The sequence below is a fragment of the Nocardioides aromaticivorans genome, from assembly GCF_013408525.1.
Classification (GTDB): Bacteria; Actinomycetota; Actinomycetes; order Propionibacteriales; family Nocardioidaceae; genus Nocardioides; species Nocardioides aromaticivorans.
This window is the reverse complement of the sequence record NZ_JACBZM010000001.1, coordinates 849,188-867,783: the sequence shown is the minus strand read 5'-3', so window position 1 is coordinate 867,783 and position 18,596 is coordinate 849,188. Positions and strand designations below refer to the sequence as shown.

The window sequence follows — 18,596 nt, the reverse complement described above, 5'->3', positions numbered from 1 at the left end:
CCCTTCGCGGTTGGTTGTCCCGGAGCACCTTCATCATCACCGATGCTTATCGCGCGATGGAAGACCGGTCTTTGACGACGGACGCCCCGCGGGGGACGCTGGGAGCGGCGGCGCCGTGCCGCGGAGGAGGAGCCCAGATGCGGTCGGACGAGGATCCGCGGGACGACCTGAAGGTCAGCCCGCCGAAGAAGTACGCCGCCGGGGTACCCGCGGTCGCCCACGCCATGGAGTACTCCCTGGCCCAGGCCGGACCGAAGCGGACCCTGCTGACCCTGCTCAGCCTCAACCAGGCCGAGGGCATCGACTGCCCCGGCTGCGCCTGGCCCGACCCGAAGCACCGCCACAAGAACGAGTACTGCGAGAACGGCGCCAAGCACGTCAACGACGAGGCGACCACGCGGCGGGTCACCCGCGAGTTCTTCGCCCAGCACTCCATCGCCGAGCTGGACCAGAAGTCCGACATGTGGCTCAACCACCGCGGCCGGCTCACCGAGCCGATGGTGAAGCGCCCGGGCGGGACCCACTACGAGCCGATCGGCTGGGACGAGGCGTTCGCGCTGGTCGCCGACGAGCTCAACGGGCTCGGCTCGCCGGACGAGGCGATGTTCTACACCTCGGGCCGGCTCAACAACGAGGCCGCCTTCCTGCTCCAGCTCTTCTCGCGGTCCTTCGGCACCAACAACCTCCCCGACTGCTCGAACATGTGCCACGAGTCGAGCGGCTCCGGCCTCGGCGAGACCCTCGGCATCGGCAAGGGCAGCGTCTCCCTCGACGACATCCACGAGTCCGACCTCGTCTTCGTCGTGGGCCAGAACCCCGGCACCAACCACCCGCGGATGCTGTCGGCACTCGAGGAGACCAAGCGCAACGGTGGCCACGTCGTGGCGGTCAACCCGCTGCCCGAGGCCGGCCTGTTCCGCTTCAAGAACCCGCAGAAGCCGCGCGGCGTCATCGGCAACGGCACCGCCATCGCCGACCAGTTCCTCAAGATCCGCCCGGGCGGCGACCTCGCCCTCTTCCAGATGCTCAACAAGCTGCTGCTGGAGGCGGAGGACGCCGCTCCCGGCACGGTCGTCGACCACGACTTCATCGCCGCCAACTGCATCGGGTACGACGACTTCGCGGCCCACGTCCGCCAGGTGACCTGGGAGCACGTGCTCGAGGCGACCGGCCTGACCCGCGCGGAGATCGAGGAGGTCCGTGACCGCGTGCTCGCGGCGAAGAGCGTCATCGTCTGCTGGGCGATGGGGCTCACGCAGCACCGCCACGGCGTACCGACCATCCGCGAGATCGTGAACTTCCTGCTGCTGCGCGGCAACCTCGGCCGGCCCGGTGCCGGTGTGTGTCCCGTGCGCGGCCACAGCAACGTGCAGGGCGACCGGACGATGGGCATCTGGGAGAGGGTGCCCGACTCCTTCCTCGACCGCCTCGGCGAGGAGTTCGGCTTCGAGCCGCCGCGGGCCCACGGCTACGACTCGGTCGCCGGCGTCCGCGCGATGCGGGACGGCAAGGCGTCGGTGTTCATCGCAGCGGCGGGCAACTTCGTGCGCGCGATGTCCGACAGCGACGTCACCGAGCAGGCGCTGCGCAGCTGTCGGCTCACCGTGCAGATCTCGACGAAGCTCAACCGCTCGCACACCGTGTGCGGCGACACCGCGCTGATCCTGCCGACGCTGGGTCGCAGCGACCGCGACGTGCAGGCGACGGGGGAGCAGTTCGTCACCGTCGAGGACTCGATGAGCGAGGTGCACCAGTCCCGCGGCCGCCTCGACCCGGCCTCGCCCGACCTGCTCAGCGAGGTGGCGATCATCGGGCGGATGGCGCGCGCGACGCTCGGTCCCGACAACCCCGTGCCGTGGGAGGACTTCGAGGCCGACTACGCGCTGGTCCGCGACCGGATCGCGCGCGTCGTCCCGGGCTTCGAGGACTTCAACGAGCGGGTCGCGCACCCGGGCGGCTTCCGGCTGCCCAACCCGGTCAACTCCGGTGTCTACCCGACGCCGAGCGGCAAGGCGGTCTTCACCGCCAACGCCTTCGACCGGATCACCGCTCCGGCCGGCCACCTGGTGCTCCAGAGCCTGCGCTCCCACGACCAGTGGAACACCATCCCGTACGCCATGAACGATCGCTACCGCGGCATCCACGACGCCCGCCGGATCGTGATGGTCAACCCCGACGACCTCGCGGAGCTCGGCATCGCCGACCGTGCCGAGGTCGACATCGTCAGCATCTGGGACGACGGCGTGGAGCGACGGGCGAAGGGCTTCACCGTGGTCGGCTACCCGGCGGCGCGCGGCTCGGCGGCGTCGTACTACCCGGAGACCAACGTCCTGGTGCCGCTCGACAGCGTCGCCGAGATCAGCAACACGCCGACCTCCAAGGGCGTGATCGTCCGGTTGGAGCCCGTTGTCGCTGCACGCTGACCCGGAGGGCCGCCACGTCGTCCGCGTGGGGCTCGGCCTGCTCGTGCCGGGCACGCTGCTCCTGCTGGCCGGACGCCCCGAGCTGATCCTGTACGCCGTCTTCGGCTCCTTCACCGGGATGTACGGCCGGACCGAGCCGACTCCCGAGCGGCAGCGGCACCAGTTCCACGGCGCCGGCATGCTGGTGACCGGGGTGGCGCTGGGCGTCGCGTTCTCGGAGCTGCGCGTCCCGGCGGTGCTCGTGGTGCTCGGCGTCACGGCGTACGCCGTCGTCGGCTCCGTGCTGGCGGACTGGCTGCGCCTGCAGCCGGGCGGCCCGTTCTTCGGCATCTTCGCCTTCGGTGCGACCGCGACGGTCGGCCCCGGCCTGGTCAGCCCGTACGGCGCCGTCCTCATCTGCGCGGGCACGGCGACCTGGTGCCTCGCCCTCGGCCTCGCCCGGGTGTTCAACGCGGGCCCGACCGAGCCGGCCGCGCCGCCGGCTCGCGGGCTCCCGGCGGGCACCAGCGTCCATGCCCTGCGCTACGCCGTGGCGATCGCCGCCGCCGGGCTCGCAGGTCTCGCGCTGGGCATCGAGCACGCCAACTGGGCGATGGCCTCGGCGGCCGTCCCGCTCGCGGTCGTGGTCGTCGGCGAGCGGCTCGACCTCGGCGCCGTCGTCCACCGCGCGAGGCACCGGGTCACCGGCACCCTGGCCGGTCTGGTCGTCAGCGCCGCGGTGCTGCTGCCCGGGCCGCGCCCGGAGGTGCTGGCGGTGGTGGTGATGGTGCTGCTGTTCCCGACCGAGCTCTTCCTCAGCCGGCACTACGGGCTGGCGCTCGGCTTCTTCACCCCCCTCATCATGATCATGACGGAGCTGGCCGTGCCGGCCGACCCGTCGGGAATGCTCCTCGCCAGGGGAGTGGACACCCTGATCGGCGTGGTCGCCGGGGTCGCGGCCGCCGCCGTGATCGGTGGACGACCGGACCGGCACCAGGAGAGGACCGAGACATGGGCCGCGTGACCGCACGACGCAAGGTGCTCCGGATCCGCGACGGCGTCGTGGACCAGCGTCCCGACACGCTCGCCGCCGAGGAGCCGATGGAGATCCGGGTCGGCGGCCGGGCGCTCACCATCACGATGCGCACCCCCGGCGACGATTTCGACCTCGCCGTCGGCTTCCTCGTCAGCGAGGGCGTGGTCCGGGCCGCAGGCGACGTCGTCGCCGCGCGCTACTGCGCCGGCGCCACCGACGACGGCAGCAACACCTACAACGTCGTCGACGTGGCGCTCGACCCGTCGCTGCCGCCGCTCGACGTCTCGCTGGAGCGCAACTTCTACACGACCTCGTCGTGCGGCCTGTGCGGCAAGGCCAGCCTCGACGCCGTGCGGACGGCCTCCACCTGGTCCGTCGCCGACGACCCGCTCCGGCTGACGCCGGCCCTGCTGTCCGCCCTGCCCGAGCGGCTGCGTGAGGCGCAGCGGGTGTTCGACCGCACCGGTGGCCTCCACGCCGCGGCGCTCTTCTCCGCGACCGGCGAGCTGGTCGTCGTACGGGAGGACGTGGGGCGGCACAACGCCGTCGACAAGGTGGTCGGCCACGCCGTGCGCAACGGGCTGCTCCCGCTGCGCGAGTCGATCCTGATGGTCAGCGGCCGGGCGTCCTTCGAGCTGGTGCAGAAGGCCGTGATGGCCGGGATCCCCGCTTTGGCGGCGGTCTCGGCGCCGTCCTCCCTGGCCGCCGACCTGGCCGAGGAGAACGGGATGACCCTGGTCGGCTTCCTGCGCGGCGCGTCGATGAACGTCTACGCCGGGGCCGACCGGGTCCTGCTGGACGACTGAGCCTCGCCCCCGAGCAGGGCCTCGAGGTCGACGCCGCGGGCCGTCTCGACGAGTGCACGGGCGAGCAGCGACTCCGGGCCGTGCCCGGCCAGCACGAGCCCGACCTGGGGGGTGCGCCGCGGCTTCGGCAGCGGGAGCGCCCGGATGCCGTCGGGTACGCCGAAGGCAGGCAGCCACGTGTGCGGGACGATGCTGGACAGGCCCAGCGCGGCCACGTGGGCGTAGATCGCGGAGACCGTGTCGGTCTCGACGACGACGCTGGGCTCGACGCCCGTGTCGGTGAGGTGGCCGTCGATGATCCGGCGGTTCTGCATGTCCGGCGTGAGCAGGCACAGGGGCGCCCCCGCGGCCTCCGCCCAGGTCAGGGCGTCGAGCTGCCCGAGGTCGCCGTCCGCCGGGGTCAGGAACAGGTAGCGCTCGCGGTAGAGCGGTACGACGCGGACCTTGCCGAGCGGCTCGCCGTCGACGTACGTCATCCCGACGTCGACCTCGAAGTCGTTGAGGCGGCCGACGATGTCGCGCGACGACATCGACTCGAGCCGGTAGCGGACGAGCGGGTGGCGCTGGCGCATCGGCGCCGTCAGCAGGGACGCGACGCCGAGGGCGGTCGGGATCGCGCCGATCCGGAGCGTGCCGGAGAGGCCGCCGCGCATCTCCGCGAGGGTCTGGTCCAGCGCGTCGCGCTCGGCGAGGATCCGCTGGGCCCAGTGCAGCACCTGCACCCCCTCGGGCGTGAAGCCCTCGAAGCGCTGGCCGCGCCGCACGATCTGCACGCCGAGCTCGCGCTCGAGCTTGCGGATGCCGGCGGACAGCGCCGGCTGCGTCACGTGGCAGGCCTGCGCCGCGCGCCCGAAGTGGCCCTCGCGGGACAGGGCGGCGAGGTACTCCAGCCGGCGCAGCAGCATGGCGCTCACCCTAAGGCTCCCCGGCGCCTAGGCTCGGCAGCGTGAAGCGTCCTCCGTTGGCCGCGACGGCCTGGCCGCGCCTGCTCTCCGCCGTCCTCGCCGGTACGACGGCCGCGGTGCTCGGCTCCCTCGTCGAGGTCCAGCTCGGGGTGCTCCTGGCGATCGCGGTCGCCGGCACGGTCTACGTGGTCTTCGGCTGGACCGTGCTCTGGCCGATGGACGCCGATGCCACCCGCGTCAACGCGACCCACGAGGACCTGAGTCCCGGCGTGGACGAGGTCGTCGTCGGGGCGGCGGCCCTGGGCGGCCTCGGCGGCGTGGTCGCGCTGCTGCTCGTCGGGTCCGACGTCGCCGGGCGCGCCGACGCGGCCGTGGCGCTGGGTGGGGTCTTCGTGGCGTGGGCGTCGCTGCACCTGATGTACGCGACCCGCTACGCGCACCTGTACTACTCCGGCACGCCGGGCGGCATCGACTTCAACGCCCCGGCGGACGGGTCCGAGCCGCCCGCGTTCCGCGACTTCCTCTACTTCAGCTACAACCTCGGCATGACCTACCAGGTCTCCGACACGAGCGTGCAGAGCGCGGCGATCCGCGCGGTCGTGCTGCGGCACTGCCTGATCTCGTACGTCTTCGGCGCCGCGATCCTCGCCACCACGATCAACCTCGTGGTCGGGATCGTCGCGACCTGACGCCAGCCCGCCCAGACACGAGCCCGCTCAGACGCCGGCGGCGACCGGCAGGTGCTCGGCGACCAGCTCGTCGACCGCGTCCGCCCACGTACGACGCAGCACGCGCTCGCGGCCCGCCGCGCCCATCAGGTGGCGGTGCGGGTCGGCGACGACGGCGCTCACCGCGCGGACCAGGTCGCGCCCGTCGCCGGGCTCGTGCAGCACCCCGGTCTCGAGGTGGGCGACGACGTCGCGGGCCCCACCGGCGCGCGGCGCGACCACCGGGACGCCGGACGCGGCGGCCTCGCGCAGCGCGTGGCAGTCGGTCTCGTGCTCGCCGGGGTGGACCAGGACGTCGAGGGTCGGCATCGCGACCGTCAGGTCGCCGATCGACAGCGGGCCGGTGAACCGGGCACCGGGTACGCGGCGGGCCAGCCACTCGCGCTCGGGCCCGTCCCCGATCACCACGAGGCGGGTGCCGGGGATCCGCGCGACGTCGGCGAGGCGTCGTACGCCTGCGGGCTTGTGGAGGCCGCCCACGAAGCCGACGACCACGCGCCCGCCCTCGCGGGAGCCGGCCTTCGACCACGAGGCGTGCAGCCACGGGTCGCGCAGCGTCGGGTTGAAGGCCCGGCTGTCGACGCCGGGCTCCCACAGCGACGCCTCGACGCCGAGCTCGGCGGCGCGCTCGACCATCCAGCGCGACGTGACCAGCACGCGGTCGGCGCGGTCGGCGATCCTGGCCCGCCAGTAGTCGGCGGCGAGGTCGAGGACCGCGGACTGCTCGACGGCGACGCTCGGCACGCCGAGGCGCGCTGCGTGCTTGAGCGCCTTGCGGCCCACGTTGCGGGGCGAGTGGGCCTGGACGACGTCGGCGCCGAAGGACTCGATCGCCTCGCGCACCTGCGCGCCGGTCGGCTCGAGCGGGCGCACGCGGACGACGTCGCAGCCGCGGTAGCTGCCCAGGCCCGGGCCGGGGGCGACGATCCGCACCGCGTGGCCGAGGTCGACGAGGCGGTCCACCGTCGCCTTGAGCGTGGTGGTCGTGCTGTCGACGGCCGGGTAGAAGCTCTCGGTGGCCAGGAGGATCCTCATGTCCACCACGGTGGGGCGGCGACGTTGCGGGACCGCGGGCTGCGGGTTGCGGTCGGGTGAACGCTCGGCGTTCGTCGCGACCCGCTCCGGGCCCGTCCGAGCGCCGGGACGCTACTGCCCGGTAGTCGGACATATCTCACACGCACGGTGACAGTGGTCATGTCACGGATAGTCTTGTCGCTCGTGACTGACTCGCCCCTGACGCTGGCGCAACCCGAGGACGCGCACACGCGCGCCGACTGGGAGGCCGCCACCGCCGCCGTGCTGCGCAAGTCCCGCAAGCTCGGCGACAACGACCCCGACGGCGCGGTGTGGGAGAAGCTCACCCGCACCACGCTCGACGGCATCGGCATCACCCCGCTCGGCCTGCCCGGTGGCGCGACCAGCCCGGTCCGGCCCACCCGCCAGGGTGCGTGGGACATCCGGAGCCTGGTGAGCGGCCCCGACGCCAAGCTCGCCAACGAGGCCGCACTGGTCGATCTCGACGGCGGCGTCACCAGCCTGTGGCTGGCCGCGGACGAGTCCACCGACGTCGCCGCCACGCTGGCCAACGTCCTTCTCGACCTCGCGCCCGTCGTGCTCGACGCCCCGTCGGCGACCACGCAGGTGGCCGAGGCCTTCCTCGCGCTGCCCGGTGCGAAGCACCCGGACAGCAACCTCGGGATCGACCCGCTCGGCGTCATGCTGCGCGACATCCCGATCGCCGTCGACGAGGCCGTCGCCGAGCTGCAGACGCTGGCCCGCAAGGCCGACCAGCACGACATCCGCGCCATCGTCGTCGACGCCACGGCTGCCCACGACCTCGGCGCCAGCGACGCACAGGAGCTGGGCTGGTCGCTCGCCGCCGGCGTCGCCTACCTGCGCTGGCTGACCGACCACGGCCTCACGGTCGACCAGGCCGCCGCCCAGGTCGAGTTCCGGTACGCCGCCACCGACGAGCAGTTCCCGACGATCGCCAAGCTGCGTGCCGCCCGGGTGCTGTGGGCGCGGGTGCTCGAGCTCAGCGGCGCGACCGCGACCGGCCAGCGCCAGCACGCCGTGACCAGCCGGCCGATGCTCAGCAAGTACGACCCCTACGTCAACATGCTGCGCGGCACCGTCGCGGCCTTCGCCGCCGGCGTCGGTGGCGCGGACGCCGTCACCGTGCTGCCCTTCGACAGCGCCAACGGCCTGCCGGACGGCTTCGGTCGCCGCATCGCCCGCAACGTCAACCACCTGCTCATCGACGAGTCCCACGTGGCCGCGGTCGCCGACCCGGCCGGCGGCGCCTACGCCGTCGAGCAGCTGACGACCGACCTCGCCGAGGCGGGCTGGGCGGAGTTCCAGCGGCTCGAGCAGGAGTGGGAGAGCGGTCACGACTTCGACCCGTTCCGCGAGCGCATCGCCGCGGTGGTCGCGAAGCGCGAGGCCGACATCGCCCGCCGCAAGCGCCCGCTGACCGGCGTCAGCGAGTTCCCGAACCTCGCCGAGACGCTGCCCGAGCGCGCCGCCGACCCGCTCAACGACCGGGTCCGCCGCTACGGCGCCTCCTTCGAGGCGCTGCGCGACGAGCCGGCCGCGCAGCCGGTCTTCCTGGCGACGCTGGGCTCCATCGCCCAGCACACCGCCCGGGCGACCTTCATCAGCAACCTGTTCGCCGCCGGTGGCATCGCGGTCGAGGCCGCGGGGCCGACGTCCGGTGTCGAGGACCTGCTGGCGTCGTACACCGGGCAGGCGGTGGTGTGCCTCGCCGGCACCGACGCCGCCTACGGTGAGTGGGGCGCGGCGGCCGTCGCGGCGCTCCGCGAGGCGGGCGCCCAGCACGTGATCATCGCCGGCAAGCCCGACGCCGTGGACGCGGAGGTCGACGACGCCGCTGCCATGGGCGTGGACGCCCTGGCGTTCCTGACCGCCACGAGGGAGAAGCTGGCATGACCATCCCCAAGAGCTTCGCGGGCCTCCCGCTGGCCTCCGACCGGGCCGCGGCCGCCGCGCCCGACCTGCCGGTCGCCGAGGGCTGGAAGAGCCCCGAGGGCATCGAGATCAAGCCGTCCTACGGCCCCGACGACCTCGCCGGCCTCGACGCGCTCGACACCTTCCCGGGCCTGAGCCCGTTCCTGCGCGGGCCCTACCCGACGATGTACACCACGCAGCCGTGGACGATCCGGCAGTACGCCGGCTTCTCCACCGCCGAGGAGTCCAACGCCTTCTACCGCCGCAACCTCGCGGCCGGCCAGAAGGGCCTCTCGGTCGCCTTCGACCTCGCGACCCACCGCGGCTACGACTCCGACCACCCGCGCGTGCGCGGCGACGTCGGCATGGCCGGCGTGGCGATCGACTCGATCTACGACACCCGGACCCTGTTCGACGGCATCCCGCTCGACCAGATGTCGGTGTCGATGACGATGAACGGCGCGGTCCTGCCGGTGCTCGCGCTCTACATCGCCGCGGCCGAGGAGCAGGGGGTGAAGCCGGAGCAGCTCAGCGGGACCATCCAGAACGACATCCTCAAGGAGTTCATGGTCCGCAACACCTACATCTACCCGCCGACGCCGTCGATGCGGATCATCTCCGACATCTTCGCGTTCACCAGCCAGCGGATGCCGCGCTTCAACTCGATCTCGATCTCCGGCTATCACATGCAGGAGGCCGGGGCGACCGCCGACCTCGAGCTCGCCTACACGCTCGCCGACGGTGTCGAGTACATCCGCGCCGGCCTCGAGTCGGGCCTGACCATCGACCAGTTCGCGCCGCGCCTGTCCTTCTTCTGGGCGATCGGCATGAACTTCTACATGGAGGTCGCGAAGATGCGCGCGGCCCGGGCCCTCTGGTCGCGCCTGGTCCGCCAGTTCGACCCGCAGAACCCGAAGTCGCTGTCGCTGCGCACGCACTCGCAGACCTCGGGCTGGTCGCTCACCGCGCAGGACGTCTTCAACAACGTCGGCCGCACGGCCATCGAGGCGATGGCCGCGACCCAGGGCCACACCCAGTCGCTGCACACCAACGCCCTCGACGAGGCGATCGCGCTGCCGACCGACTTCTCGGCCCGGATCGCGCGCAACACCCAGCTGCTGCTGCAGCAGGAGAGCGGCACCACCTTCTCGATCGACCCGTGGGCCGGCTCCTACTACGTGGAGAAGCTGACCCACGACCTCGCGGAGCGCGCCTGGGCGCACATCCAGGAGGCCGAGGCCGCCGGCGGCATGGCCGCCGCGATCGAGCAGGGCATCCCGAAGATGCGCATCGAGGAGGCCGCCGCCCGCACCCAGGCGCGGATCGACTCGGGCGCCCAGAAGGTCATCGGCGTCAACACCTTCCGGCTGCCGGCCGAGGACCCGCTCGAGGTCCTCAAGGTCGACAACGACGAGGTCTACCGCCAGCAGGTCGCCAAGCTCGAGCGGCTGCGCGCCGAGCGCGACCAGGGCGACGTCGAGGCGGCCCTCGAGGCGCTCACCCGATCCGCCGACACCGGCGACGGCAACCTGCTCGACCTCGCGGTCGCCGCGGCCCGCAACAAGGCCACGGTCGGCGAGATCTCCGACGCGCTGGAGAAGGTCTACGGCCGCCACCAGGCGGTGATCCGTACGATCTCGGGCGTGTACAAGAGCGAGGTCGGCAACGACGATGCCGCCGCGGCCGTGCTGGCCGCGACGGCGAAGTTCGAGGAGGACGAGGGCCGTCGCCCGCGCATCCTCGTCGCCAAGATGGGCCAGGACGGTCACGACCGCGGCCAGAAGGTCGTCGTCTCGGCCTTCGCCGACCTCGGCTTCAACGTCGACGTGGGGCCGCTGTTCTCCACGCCGGAGGAGGTCGCCCAGCAGGCCGTCGACGCGGACGTCCACATCGTCGGCGTCTCGTCGCTGGCGGCCGGCCACCTGACCCTCCTCCCGGCGCTGAGGAAGGCGCTGGAGGAGCAGGGCCGCGGCGACATCATGATCGTCATCGGCGGCGTGATCCCGCCCGACGACGTGCCGACGCTCAAGGAGATGGGCGCGGCTGCGGTGTTCCTGCCGGGCACGGTCATCGCCGAGTCCGCGCTGGAGCTCCTCGAGGACCTCTCGCAGCAGCTCGGTCACTGAGCTCGCGCCGTGGTCAGTGGAGCGGAGCAGGTGGCGGCACTCGTCGAGGGAGTGCTCGCGGGCAAGCGCGCCCAGGTCTCGCGGGCGATCACGCTCGTCGAGTCCCGCAAGCCCGCCCACCGCGAGCTCGCCCGCGACCTGCTCGCCCAGCTGGCGCCCCATGCCGGCAACGCGATCCGGGTCGGCATCTCCGGCGTGCCCGGCGTCGGGAAGTCGACGACGATCGAGGCGCTGGGCACCAACCTGACCGCCGAGGGGCACAAGGTCGCGGTCCTCGCGGTGGACCCGAGCTCGGTCCGCACGGGGGGATCGGTCCTCGGCGACAAGACCCGGATGGCGCGGCTCTCGGTCGACCCGAACGCCTACATCCGGCCCAGCCCCAGCGAGGGCACGCTCGGCGGTGTCGCACGCGCGACCGCGCAGGCGATGACCATCGTCGAGGCCGCCGGGTACGACGTCGTGCTGGTCGAGACCGTCGGCGTCGGCCAGTCCGAGGTCACGGTCGCGGGGATGGTCGACACCTTCCTGTTCCTGACGATCGCCCGCACCGGCGACCAGCTCCAGGGCATCAAGAAGGGCATCCTCGAGATCACCGACGTGATCGCGGTGAACAAGGCCGATGACGGGGAGCAGGAGATGGCTGCGCGGGTGGCTGCCCGGGAGCTCTTCGGGGCGCTCAAGCTGGTGCGCGGCTCGGCCGCCGCGCCGCCGGTCGTCACCTACTCGGGCCTGTACAACAAGGACCTCGACATCGTCTGGGGCGAGGTGCTGCGCCATCGCGAGCGCCTCGGCGCCGACGGTCTCGCCCGCAAGCGCGCCGAGCAGCAGCTCGACTTCACGTGGGCGCTGGTCCGCGACGAGCTGGACCAGCGGCTGCGCCACCACGCCGGCGTGCGCGCCGTCCAGGACGAGGTTCGCGCCGCCGTGCTCTCGGGCGACCTGAGCGCGCCGCTGGCCGCCGACCGGATCCTCGCCGCCTACGACGCCTGACCCCGGATAGGCTGGCTTGGTGGACCTGCGTGAGACCTCCGACCTGCTGGCGCTCGTCGCCGCCGTCGTCGACAAGTACGACGACGAGCTGGTCGCGTTCCGCCGGGACCTCCACCAGCACCCCGAGCTGTCCTGGGCGGAGCGGCGGAGCGTCGACCGCGTCGCCGAGCGCCTCGACGGCACCGGCTGGCGGCTCACCCGCACGCCCCGCAGCGGGCTGGTCGCCGACCTCGGCGACAGCGGCCCGATCGTCGCGCTCCGGGCGGACCTCGACGCGCTGCCCGTCGACGACCTGACCACCGACCCGTGGCGCAGCACGAACGAGGGCGTCGCGCACGCGTGCGGCCACGACGTGCACGTCGCCTCGCTCGTCGGCGCTGCCCACGCGCTGGCCGAGCTGCACCAGCAGGGGCAGCTCGCGGGACGGGTGCGCCTGCTCTTCCAGCCCGCCGAGGAGGTCATGCCCGGCGGCGCGAAGCACCTGATCAGCCACGGCGCGCTCGAGGGCGTGCAGCGGATCTTCGCGCTGCACTGCGACCCCTCGGTCGACGTGGGGGCGATCGGAGTGCGCACCGGTCCGATCACGAGCGCGGCCGACCGCATCGACGTACGCCTCGAGGGCAACGGCGGGCACACCTCGCGCCCCCACCTGACCGGCGACTTGACCTTCGCGCTGGCGAAGATCACCAGCGAGCTGCCGGCCGTGCTGAGCCGGCGGATGGATCCCCGCGCCGGCGTCAGCGTCGTGTGGGGCATGCTCCGCGCGGGCTCGGCCCCCAACGTGATCCCCGACCGCGGCATCGCGAGTGGCACGGTCCGGATCCTCGAGGCGGGCGCCTGGGCTGCGTGCGAGCCGGTGGTGCGCGAGGCGGTGCTCGACATCGTCCGGCCCTACGGCATCACCGCGACCGTCGACTACCTCCAGGGCGTCCCGCCGGTCGTCAACGACGGCGTCTGCACCGCCATGGTCACCACCGCGGCCGACGAGCTGCTCGGCCCGCACCACCGTACCGAGGTCGAGCAGAGCCTCGGCGGCGAGGACTTCGGGTGGTACCTCGAGGACGTCCCCGGCTCGATGTTCCGGCTCGGCACGCGCACCCCCGGGGGAGCGCGCTTCGACCTGCACCAGGGCGACTTCGAGGTCGACGAGCAGGCGATCGGCTACGGCGCCAAGATGCTCGCCGGTGTCGCCGTGGTCGCCCTCGCCGCCGGCTGAGGCGTCCGCTAGCCCTTCCGGTACGGCACCCCGTCGGCCGCCGGCGCCCGCGAGGCCCCGACCAGTCCGGCGACGGCGATGATGGTGACGACGTACGGCAGCATCAGCATGAACTGGCTGGGCACGGCCGAGCCGAGCACCGACAGCACGCCCGACAGGTTGGTCGCGAAGCCGAAGAGCAGCGCCGCCAGGGTGGCCCGGACCGGGTCCCAGCGCCCGAAGATGACGGCCGCGAGGGCGATATAGCCCGCGCCGTCGGTCATCTCCTCGCCGAACTGCGGCACCGAGACCAGGGTGTACGTCGCCCCGCCGATGCCGGCGACCAGGCCGGCGATGAGGAGCGTCGTGTAGCGGGTGCGGTTGACCTTGATGCCCACCGTGTCGGCGGCCTTCGGGTGCTCGCCGACCGCGCGGACGCGCAGGCCCCAGCGGGTGCGGTAGAGGGCCCAGGCGACGAGCGCGACGGCGGCGTACATCAGGTAGACGAGGATCGTCTGGCGGAAGAGCACCGGGCCGATGACGGGGATGTCGCCGAGGCCGGGGATCGCGATCCGCTCGAACTGCGCCGGCGCGTTGAGGCCCTCGGGGTTCTCCGTCATCACCTGGCCGTAGAGGAAGCTGGTGATGCCGATGACGAGCACGTTGAGGACGACACCGACGATGACCTGGTCGACGAAGTAGGTGATCGCGAAGAAGCCGAGCACCAGCGCCACGAGGGCGCCGGCCAGCATGGCCGCGACGAGGCCGCCCCACGGCGATCCGGTGATCGTGCCGAACATGGCGGCCGCGAAGGCGCCGAACAGCAGCTGGCCGTCGATGGCGATGTTGACGACGCCGGCACGCTCGCCCAGGACGCCGCCCAGCGCGCCGAACACGAGCGGCACGGCGAGGGCGATGGAGCCGCCCAGCAGGCCGATGACCGGCAGCGTCTCGCCGGCCGCGGCCCAGCACAGGAAGCCGGTCATGGCCAGCACGGCGAAGACCGCCACCAGCCAGAGGGGGGTACGACGCCCGCGGCTCACCAGCAGCGCGGACGCCGCGGTGATGATCGCCAGCAGCACCACCATGGTCGCGAAGGCGGCGCTCGACGGGACGACGACCTCGGGCAGCTCGAAGAAGTCGGTGTCGGTCGCGAGCCGGAAGGTGGTGTCGCCCTCGGCGCCCTTGAACCCGAGCAGCAGGGCCAGCAGGAAGGTCACGATCCCGAGCACGATCGGCGCCTTGAGGGCGCCGCGCGTGGCGACGACCGGCGTCTCGTCGGGGACGACGGGCATCGGGGTCTTGGCGGTGGTGGTCACGCCGTCACCTCCTTGCTGGGCAGGCGGAAGATCGCACGCACGAGTGGTGGTGCGGCGATGAAGAGCACGATCAGGGACTGCACGACGAGGACGATCTCGATCGGGATGCCCTCGGACGCGGACATCGCGAAGCCGCCGGCCTTCAACGCGCCGAACAGCAGGCCGGCCGCGAGGATGCCGAGCGGGCGCGACCGCCCGAGCAGGGCGACCGTGATGGCGTCGAAGCCGATGCCGGCGTCGAGGTCGACGGTGACGCCGCTGGTCGTCGTACCGAGGATCTGGTTGACGCCCGCGAGGCCGACCAGGCCGCCCGCGATCAGCATCACGACGACATAGGTGCGGCCGACGTCGATGCCGGAGGCGCGGGCGGCGTCGGGGTTCTCGCCGACGGCGCGGAAGCGGAAGCCCATCGCGGACTTGTTGAGCAGCCACCACACGAAGCCGACGGCCAGCAGCGCGAGGATGAAGCCGAAGTGGAGGTTGAACTTGTCGCCGAGCAGCTTCGGCAGGATCACCGACTCCGGCATCGCCTCGGACTTCGGGTTGCCCGATCCCGGCGCCTGCAGCCAGCCCTGGCGGGAGAGGGCGTAGAAGACGAGGTAGTAGCCGACGTAGTTCAGCATGATCGTCACGATCACCTCGTGCGCGCCGGTGCGCGCCTTGAGGAGCCCGGCGATCCCGGCCCAGAGGGCTCCCGCCACGGCGCCGGCCAGGATGGCCAGCGGCAGGTGCACGATCGTGGGCAGGTCGAGCGAGACGCCGACCCAGCCGGCCGCGGCGCCGGCGAGCAGCATCTGCCCGCGGCCACCGATGTTGAAGAGCCCGGCGCGGAACGCGAGGCCGACGCCGAGGCCGGCCAGGATCAGCGGTCCGGAGAACTTGAGGGTCTCCGTCAGCGGCCGGATCCGGGTCTCGAAGGCGTCGACCTCGCTGTTGTAGATCGCGCCGCGGAAGAGCGCCGAGTAGGCGCCCGTGATCGCGTCACCGACCGCGCTGAAGAAGTCGCTCGGGCGGGCGCCGATGTAGCCGGCTGCGGAGCGGACGTTCTCGTCGGTCAGCAGGATCATCAGCGAGCCGACGAGGAAGGCGAGCAGCACCGACAGCAGCGAGACCATCGCGTTGCCGCCGACGATCTCGCGGGCGACGCCGCGCCACGGGCTCTGGCCGGCGGGCTTCTCCTCGACCTCGGGGGTCTGGACGGCTCCGGGCTCGTTGTTCACGCGACGACTCCTTCCGGCCGCTCGCCGGCCATCATCAGGCCGAGCGTCTCCCTCGGTGTGTCGGCCGGGACGATGCCGACCACCTGTCCGCGGTAGAGCACCATGATCCGGTCCGAGAGCGCGACGATCTCGTCGAGCTCGGTGGACACCAGGAGCACGGGTACGCCGCTGTCGCGGGTCGCGACGATCTGCTTGTGGATGAACTCGATCGAGCCGACGTCGACGCCGCGGGTCGGCTGCGCGGCCACGAGCAGCCGCAGGTCGCGGGACAGCTCGCGGGCCACGACGACCTTCTGCTGGTTGCCGCCGGAGAGCTGCCCGGCGGTCGCCTGGATGCCGGACGCTCGGACGTCGTACTCGACGAGCTTCTGCTCGGCGAACTCCTCCAGCACCTTGGTGCGGACGGTGCCGAGCCCGACGAACGGGCCGCCATGGGAGCGGTTGAGCATGAGGTTCTCGGCGATGGTGAAGTTGCTGACCAGGCCGTCGACCTGGCGGTCCTCGGGCACGAAGCCGACGCCGGAGTCGAGCACCTTGCGCACGGACTTGCCGACGAGCTGGTGGCCGTCGAGCTCGATCGAGCCCTTCACGTGCGCCTGGAGGCCGAGCACGGCCTCGGTGAGCTCGGTCTGGCCGTTGCCCTGGACGCCGGCGACGCCGAGGACCTCGCCGGCCGCGATCGAGAAGCTGATGCCGTCGAGGTGCACGTGGCCGGTGTCGTCGCTGACCCGCAGGTCGCGGACGACGAGCGCGTCGGCCCCCGGCTTGGCGGGGTCCTTGTGCACGGTCAGCTCGACCGGCCGGCCCACCATGAGGGCGGCCAGCTCGGCGTTGGTCGCGGTGGGGCTCGCCTCGCCGACGACGGCGCCGCGGCGGATGACCGTGATCCGGTCGGCGATCGCGCGCACCTCGCGCAGCTTGTGGCTGATGAAGACGATCGCCGTTCCCGACTCGCGGAGCTGGCGCATGATCTCCATGAGCTCGTCGGTCTCCTGCGGGGTCAGCACCGCGGTCGGCTCGTCGAAGACGAGGACGCGGGCGTCGCGGGAGAGGGCCTTGATGATCTCGACGCGCTGCTGGACGCCGACGGGCAGGGTCTCGACGAGGGCGTCAGGGTCGACGTCGAACCCGAACCGCTCGGAGATCTCGCGCACCCGCTGCCGCGCGGCGTCGATGTCGAGGGTGCCGGCGAACCCGGTCGCCTCGTTGCCGAGCATGACGTTCTCGGCGACCGTGAACACGGGGATCAGCATGAAGTGCTGGTGGACCATCCCGATGCCGGCCGCCATGGCGTCGCCGGGGCCCGACATCTTCAGCTCGGCACCATCGAGGAGGATCTCGCCCTCGTCGGCCTGGTAGAGGCCGTAGAGGACGTTCATCAGCGTCGACTTCCCGGCACCGTTCTCACCGAGGAGCGCGTGGATCTCGCCCTCGTTGACGGTCAGCGAGATGCGGTCGTTGGCGACCAGCGCTCCGAAGCGCTTGGTGATGCCCCTGAGTTCGAGCGTCATGGAGGCGATCCTCTCCGAGTGACGGGATGGATGCCATCCCCGGGGGTGGAACAGGGGTGAAACACAGTCCGGGGGAGGCCGGCGCAGACCGACCTCCCCCGGAACCGGAGGTGTTACTGGTTGAGGTACGAGGTGACCGGGATCGAGCCGTCGATGATGCCGGCCTTCACCGTGTCGAGCTCGGACACGAGGGTGTCGGAGATCTTGCTCTCGAAGTTGTGGAACGGAGCAAGGCCGACGCCGTCGTTCTCGAGGGTGCCGACGTACGGCGCCATGTCGAGCTTGTCCTCACCGGCGGCGAGGATGGCCTCGTAGGTCGACGTCTTCATGTTCTTGAGGATCGACGTGAACACGATCGCCTGCGTGTTCGGGTCGGTCTCGAAGAAGTCGGCGTCCACACCGACCAGCGCGACGTCCTTGCCGGAGTCCTTGATCGCGGTGAGCGCGCCCTGGTAGATCGGGCCACCGACCGGCAGGATCACGTCGGCGTTCTGGTCGAGGATCTGCTTGGCGGTGTTGGTCGCCTTCTCGTTGGCGTCGAAGCCACCGGTGAAGACGCCCTTGTCGTTGCCCTCCCAGCCGACGAGCTTGACCTTGGTGCCCTTCTCCTTGTTGTAGTAGTCGACACCCTGCTTGAAGCCGTCCATGAAGATCGTGACGGTCGGGAACGGCTGGCCGCCGTAGGTGCCGACGACCTTGGTCTTCGTGTAGTCCGCGGCGGCGTAGCCGGCGAGGAAGGCGGCCTGTGCGGTGTCGTAGAGGATCGGCTTGATGTTGGCCTCGTCGGCCTTGCCGTCGAAGGTCTTGCCGTCGTCGCCGCCGTCGGCCGCGTCGTCGATCAGGATGTACTCGATGTCGGGGTTGGCCTTGGCCGACTCCTTGGTGGCCGCAGCGAGCGCGAAGCCGACCGTGACGATCGTGTCGCAGCCCGCGCTGACGAAGCCCTCGAGCGCGCCCGCGTAGTCGTTCTCGTTCTTGGACTCGAACTCCTTGTACTCGCTCCCGAGCTTGGCGGCCGCCTCCTTCACGCCCTCGTAGCTGAGCTGGTTGAACGACTTGTCGTTGAAGCCGCCGGCGTCCGAGAGGATGCAGGGCAGGTAGTCGTTCTTCTTCTCCGCGCCCTCCTCCGGGGCGTCGCCGCACGCGGCCAGGCTCGCGGCCGCGACGAGAGCGGCGGCGGTGATCGCCGAGGTCCTCTTCCAGGTCTTCACAAATGTCCTCCAGATCGGCGCCCGGGCACGCAGGCCGGGCAGGGGGATGGCGGGAATGCTCGGTGCATCCTCACCCAACGACCGCGTGGCGGGAAGCACCTTCGGTGAAACGGTTACCAACTTGGGACATTTGCACCGGCAGGGCGCTCTCGCCGACGATCCTCGCGCAGACGCAGGGTA

Annotated in this window: 14 protein-coding genes; 8 read left to right on the top strand and 6 right to left on the bottom strand. The window is 71.9% G+C overall.

The annotated features are described in order from the left end of the window. Positions 1-137 precede the first annotated feature (137 nt). Genes BJ993_RS04065 through fdhD form a run of 3 tightly spaced genes read left to right on the top strand, consistent with a single transcriptional unit; the run spans position 138 to position 4,244 of the window. Positions 138-2,423: an FdhF/YdeP family oxidoreductase gene (locus tag BJ993_RS04065; protein ID WP_036541815.1), complete on the top strand. Its 2,286-nt coding sequence runs from the start codon at positions 138-140 to the stop codon at positions 2,421-2,423. Then, positions 2,407-3,426: an FUSC family protein gene (locus tag BJ993_RS04060; protein WP_179647826.1), complete on the top strand. Its 1,020-nt coding sequence runs from the start codon at positions 2,407-2,409 to the stop codon at positions 3,424-3,426. The genes BJ993_RS04065 and BJ993_RS04060 overlap by 17 nt, the downstream gene beginning before the upstream one ends. Next, positions 3,414-4,244 carry a formate dehydrogenase accessory sulfurtransferase FdhD gene (gene fdhD / locus BJ993_RS04055; RefSeq protein WP_179647825.1) on the top strand — a complete coding sequence of 277 codons (831 nt, stop codon included), beginning with the start codon at positions 3,414-3,416 and terminating at the stop codon, positions 4,242-4,244. Before BJ993_RS04060 ends, fdhD begins: the two co-directional genes overlap by 13 nt. Here fdhD and BJ993_RS04050 read toward each other — a convergent pair. After that, a complete protein-coding gene (locus tag BJ993_RS04050; RefSeq protein ID WP_179651958.1) occupies positions 4,208-5,149 on the bottom strand; it encodes a LysR family transcriptional regulator in 942 nt (313 codons plus the stop codon). The two genes, fdhD and BJ993_RS04050, sit on opposite strands and share 37 nt — an antisense overlap. A gap of 41 nt (positions 5,150-5,190) precedes the next feature. Between BJ993_RS04050 and BJ993_RS04045 the strand changes: the two genes are divergently transcribed. After that, positions 5,191-5,838 (top strand): DUF1345 domain-containing protein, encoded by a 648-nt coding sequence (locus BJ993_RS04045; protein WP_308645470.1) that lies wholly within the window; start codon positions 5,191-5,193, stop codon positions 5,836-5,838. Between the two features lie 27 nt (positions 5,839-5,865). Here the strand turns inward: BJ993_RS04045 and BJ993_RS04040 are convergent, their stop codons facing one another. Continuing rightward, positions 5,866-6,912: a glycosyltransferase gene (locus tag BJ993_RS04040; RefSeq protein ID WP_179647824.1), complete on the bottom strand. Its 1,047-nt coding sequence runs from the start codon at positions 6,910-6,912 to the stop codon at positions 5,866-5,868. A gap of 183 nt (positions 6,913-7,095) precedes the next feature. On the opposite strand from BJ993_RS04040, the gene BJ993_RS04035 reads away from it, so the two are divergent. The 4 genes from BJ993_RS04035 to BJ993_RS04020 are packed head-to-tail and all read left to right on the top strand — an operon-like array spanning position 7,096 to position 13,176. Continuing rightward, positions 7,096-8,826 (top strand): methylmalonyl-CoA mutase family protein, encoded by a 1,731-nt coding sequence (locus tag BJ993_RS04035; RefSeq protein ID WP_308645469.1) that lies wholly within the window; start codon positions 7,096-7,098, stop codon positions 8,824-8,826. Next, a complete protein-coding gene (gene scpA, locus BJ993_RS04030) occupies positions 8,823-10,970 on the top strand; it encodes a methylmalonyl-CoA mutase (protein WP_179647822.1) in 2,148 nt (715 codons plus the stop codon). Before BJ993_RS04035 ends, scpA begins: the two co-directional genes overlap by 4 nt. 9 nt (positions 10,971-10,979) lie before the next feature. Further along, positions 10,980-11,960: a methylmalonyl Co-A mutase-associated GTPase MeaB gene (gene meaB, locus BJ993_RS04025; protein WP_179647821.1), complete on the top strand. Its 981-nt coding sequence runs from the start codon at positions 10,980-10,982 to the stop codon at positions 11,958-11,960. Positions 11,961-11,979: 19 nt separating this feature from the next. Next, the gene (locus BJ993_RS04020; RefSeq protein WP_308645468.1) at positions 11,980-13,176 is read left to right on the top strand and encodes an amidohydrolase; all 1,197 of its coding nucleotides are present in this window, start codon (positions 11,980-11,982) and stop codon (positions 13,174-13,176) included. Positions 13,177-13,184: 8 nt separating this feature from the next. On the opposite strand, the gene BJ993_RS04015 is transcribed toward BJ993_RS04020, so the two are convergent. The 4 genes from BJ993_RS04015 to BJ993_RS04000 form a co-directional block, all read right to left on the bottom strand. Continuing rightward, positions 13,185-14,474 (bottom strand): ABC transporter permease, encoded by a 1,290-nt coding sequence (locus tag BJ993_RS04015; RefSeq protein WP_242530311.1) that lies wholly within the window; start codon positions 14,472-14,474, stop codon positions 13,185-13,187. Beyond that, on the bottom strand, positions 14,471-15,694 hold the full coding sequence (locus tag BJ993_RS04010; protein WP_308645467.1) for an ABC transporter permease: 1,224 nt from the start codon (positions 15,692-15,694) through the stop codon (positions 14,471-14,473). The genes BJ993_RS04015 and BJ993_RS04010 overlap by 4 nt, the downstream gene beginning before the upstream one ends. Next, positions 15,691-17,205: an ABC transporter ATP-binding protein gene (locus BJ993_RS04005; RefSeq protein ID WP_036541800.1), complete on the bottom strand. Its 1,515-nt coding sequence runs from the start codon at positions 17,203-17,205 to the stop codon at positions 15,691-15,693. Before BJ993_RS04005 ends, BJ993_RS04010 begins: the two co-directional genes overlap by 4 nt. A 113-nt stretch (positions 17,206-17,318) precedes the next feature. Then, positions 17,319-18,416 (bottom strand): BMP family lipoprotein, encoded by a 1,098-nt coding sequence (locus BJ993_RS04000; protein WP_036541798.1) that lies wholly within the window; start codon positions 18,414-18,416, stop codon positions 17,319-17,321. Between the last annotated feature and the right edge of the window lie 180 nt (positions 18,417-18,596).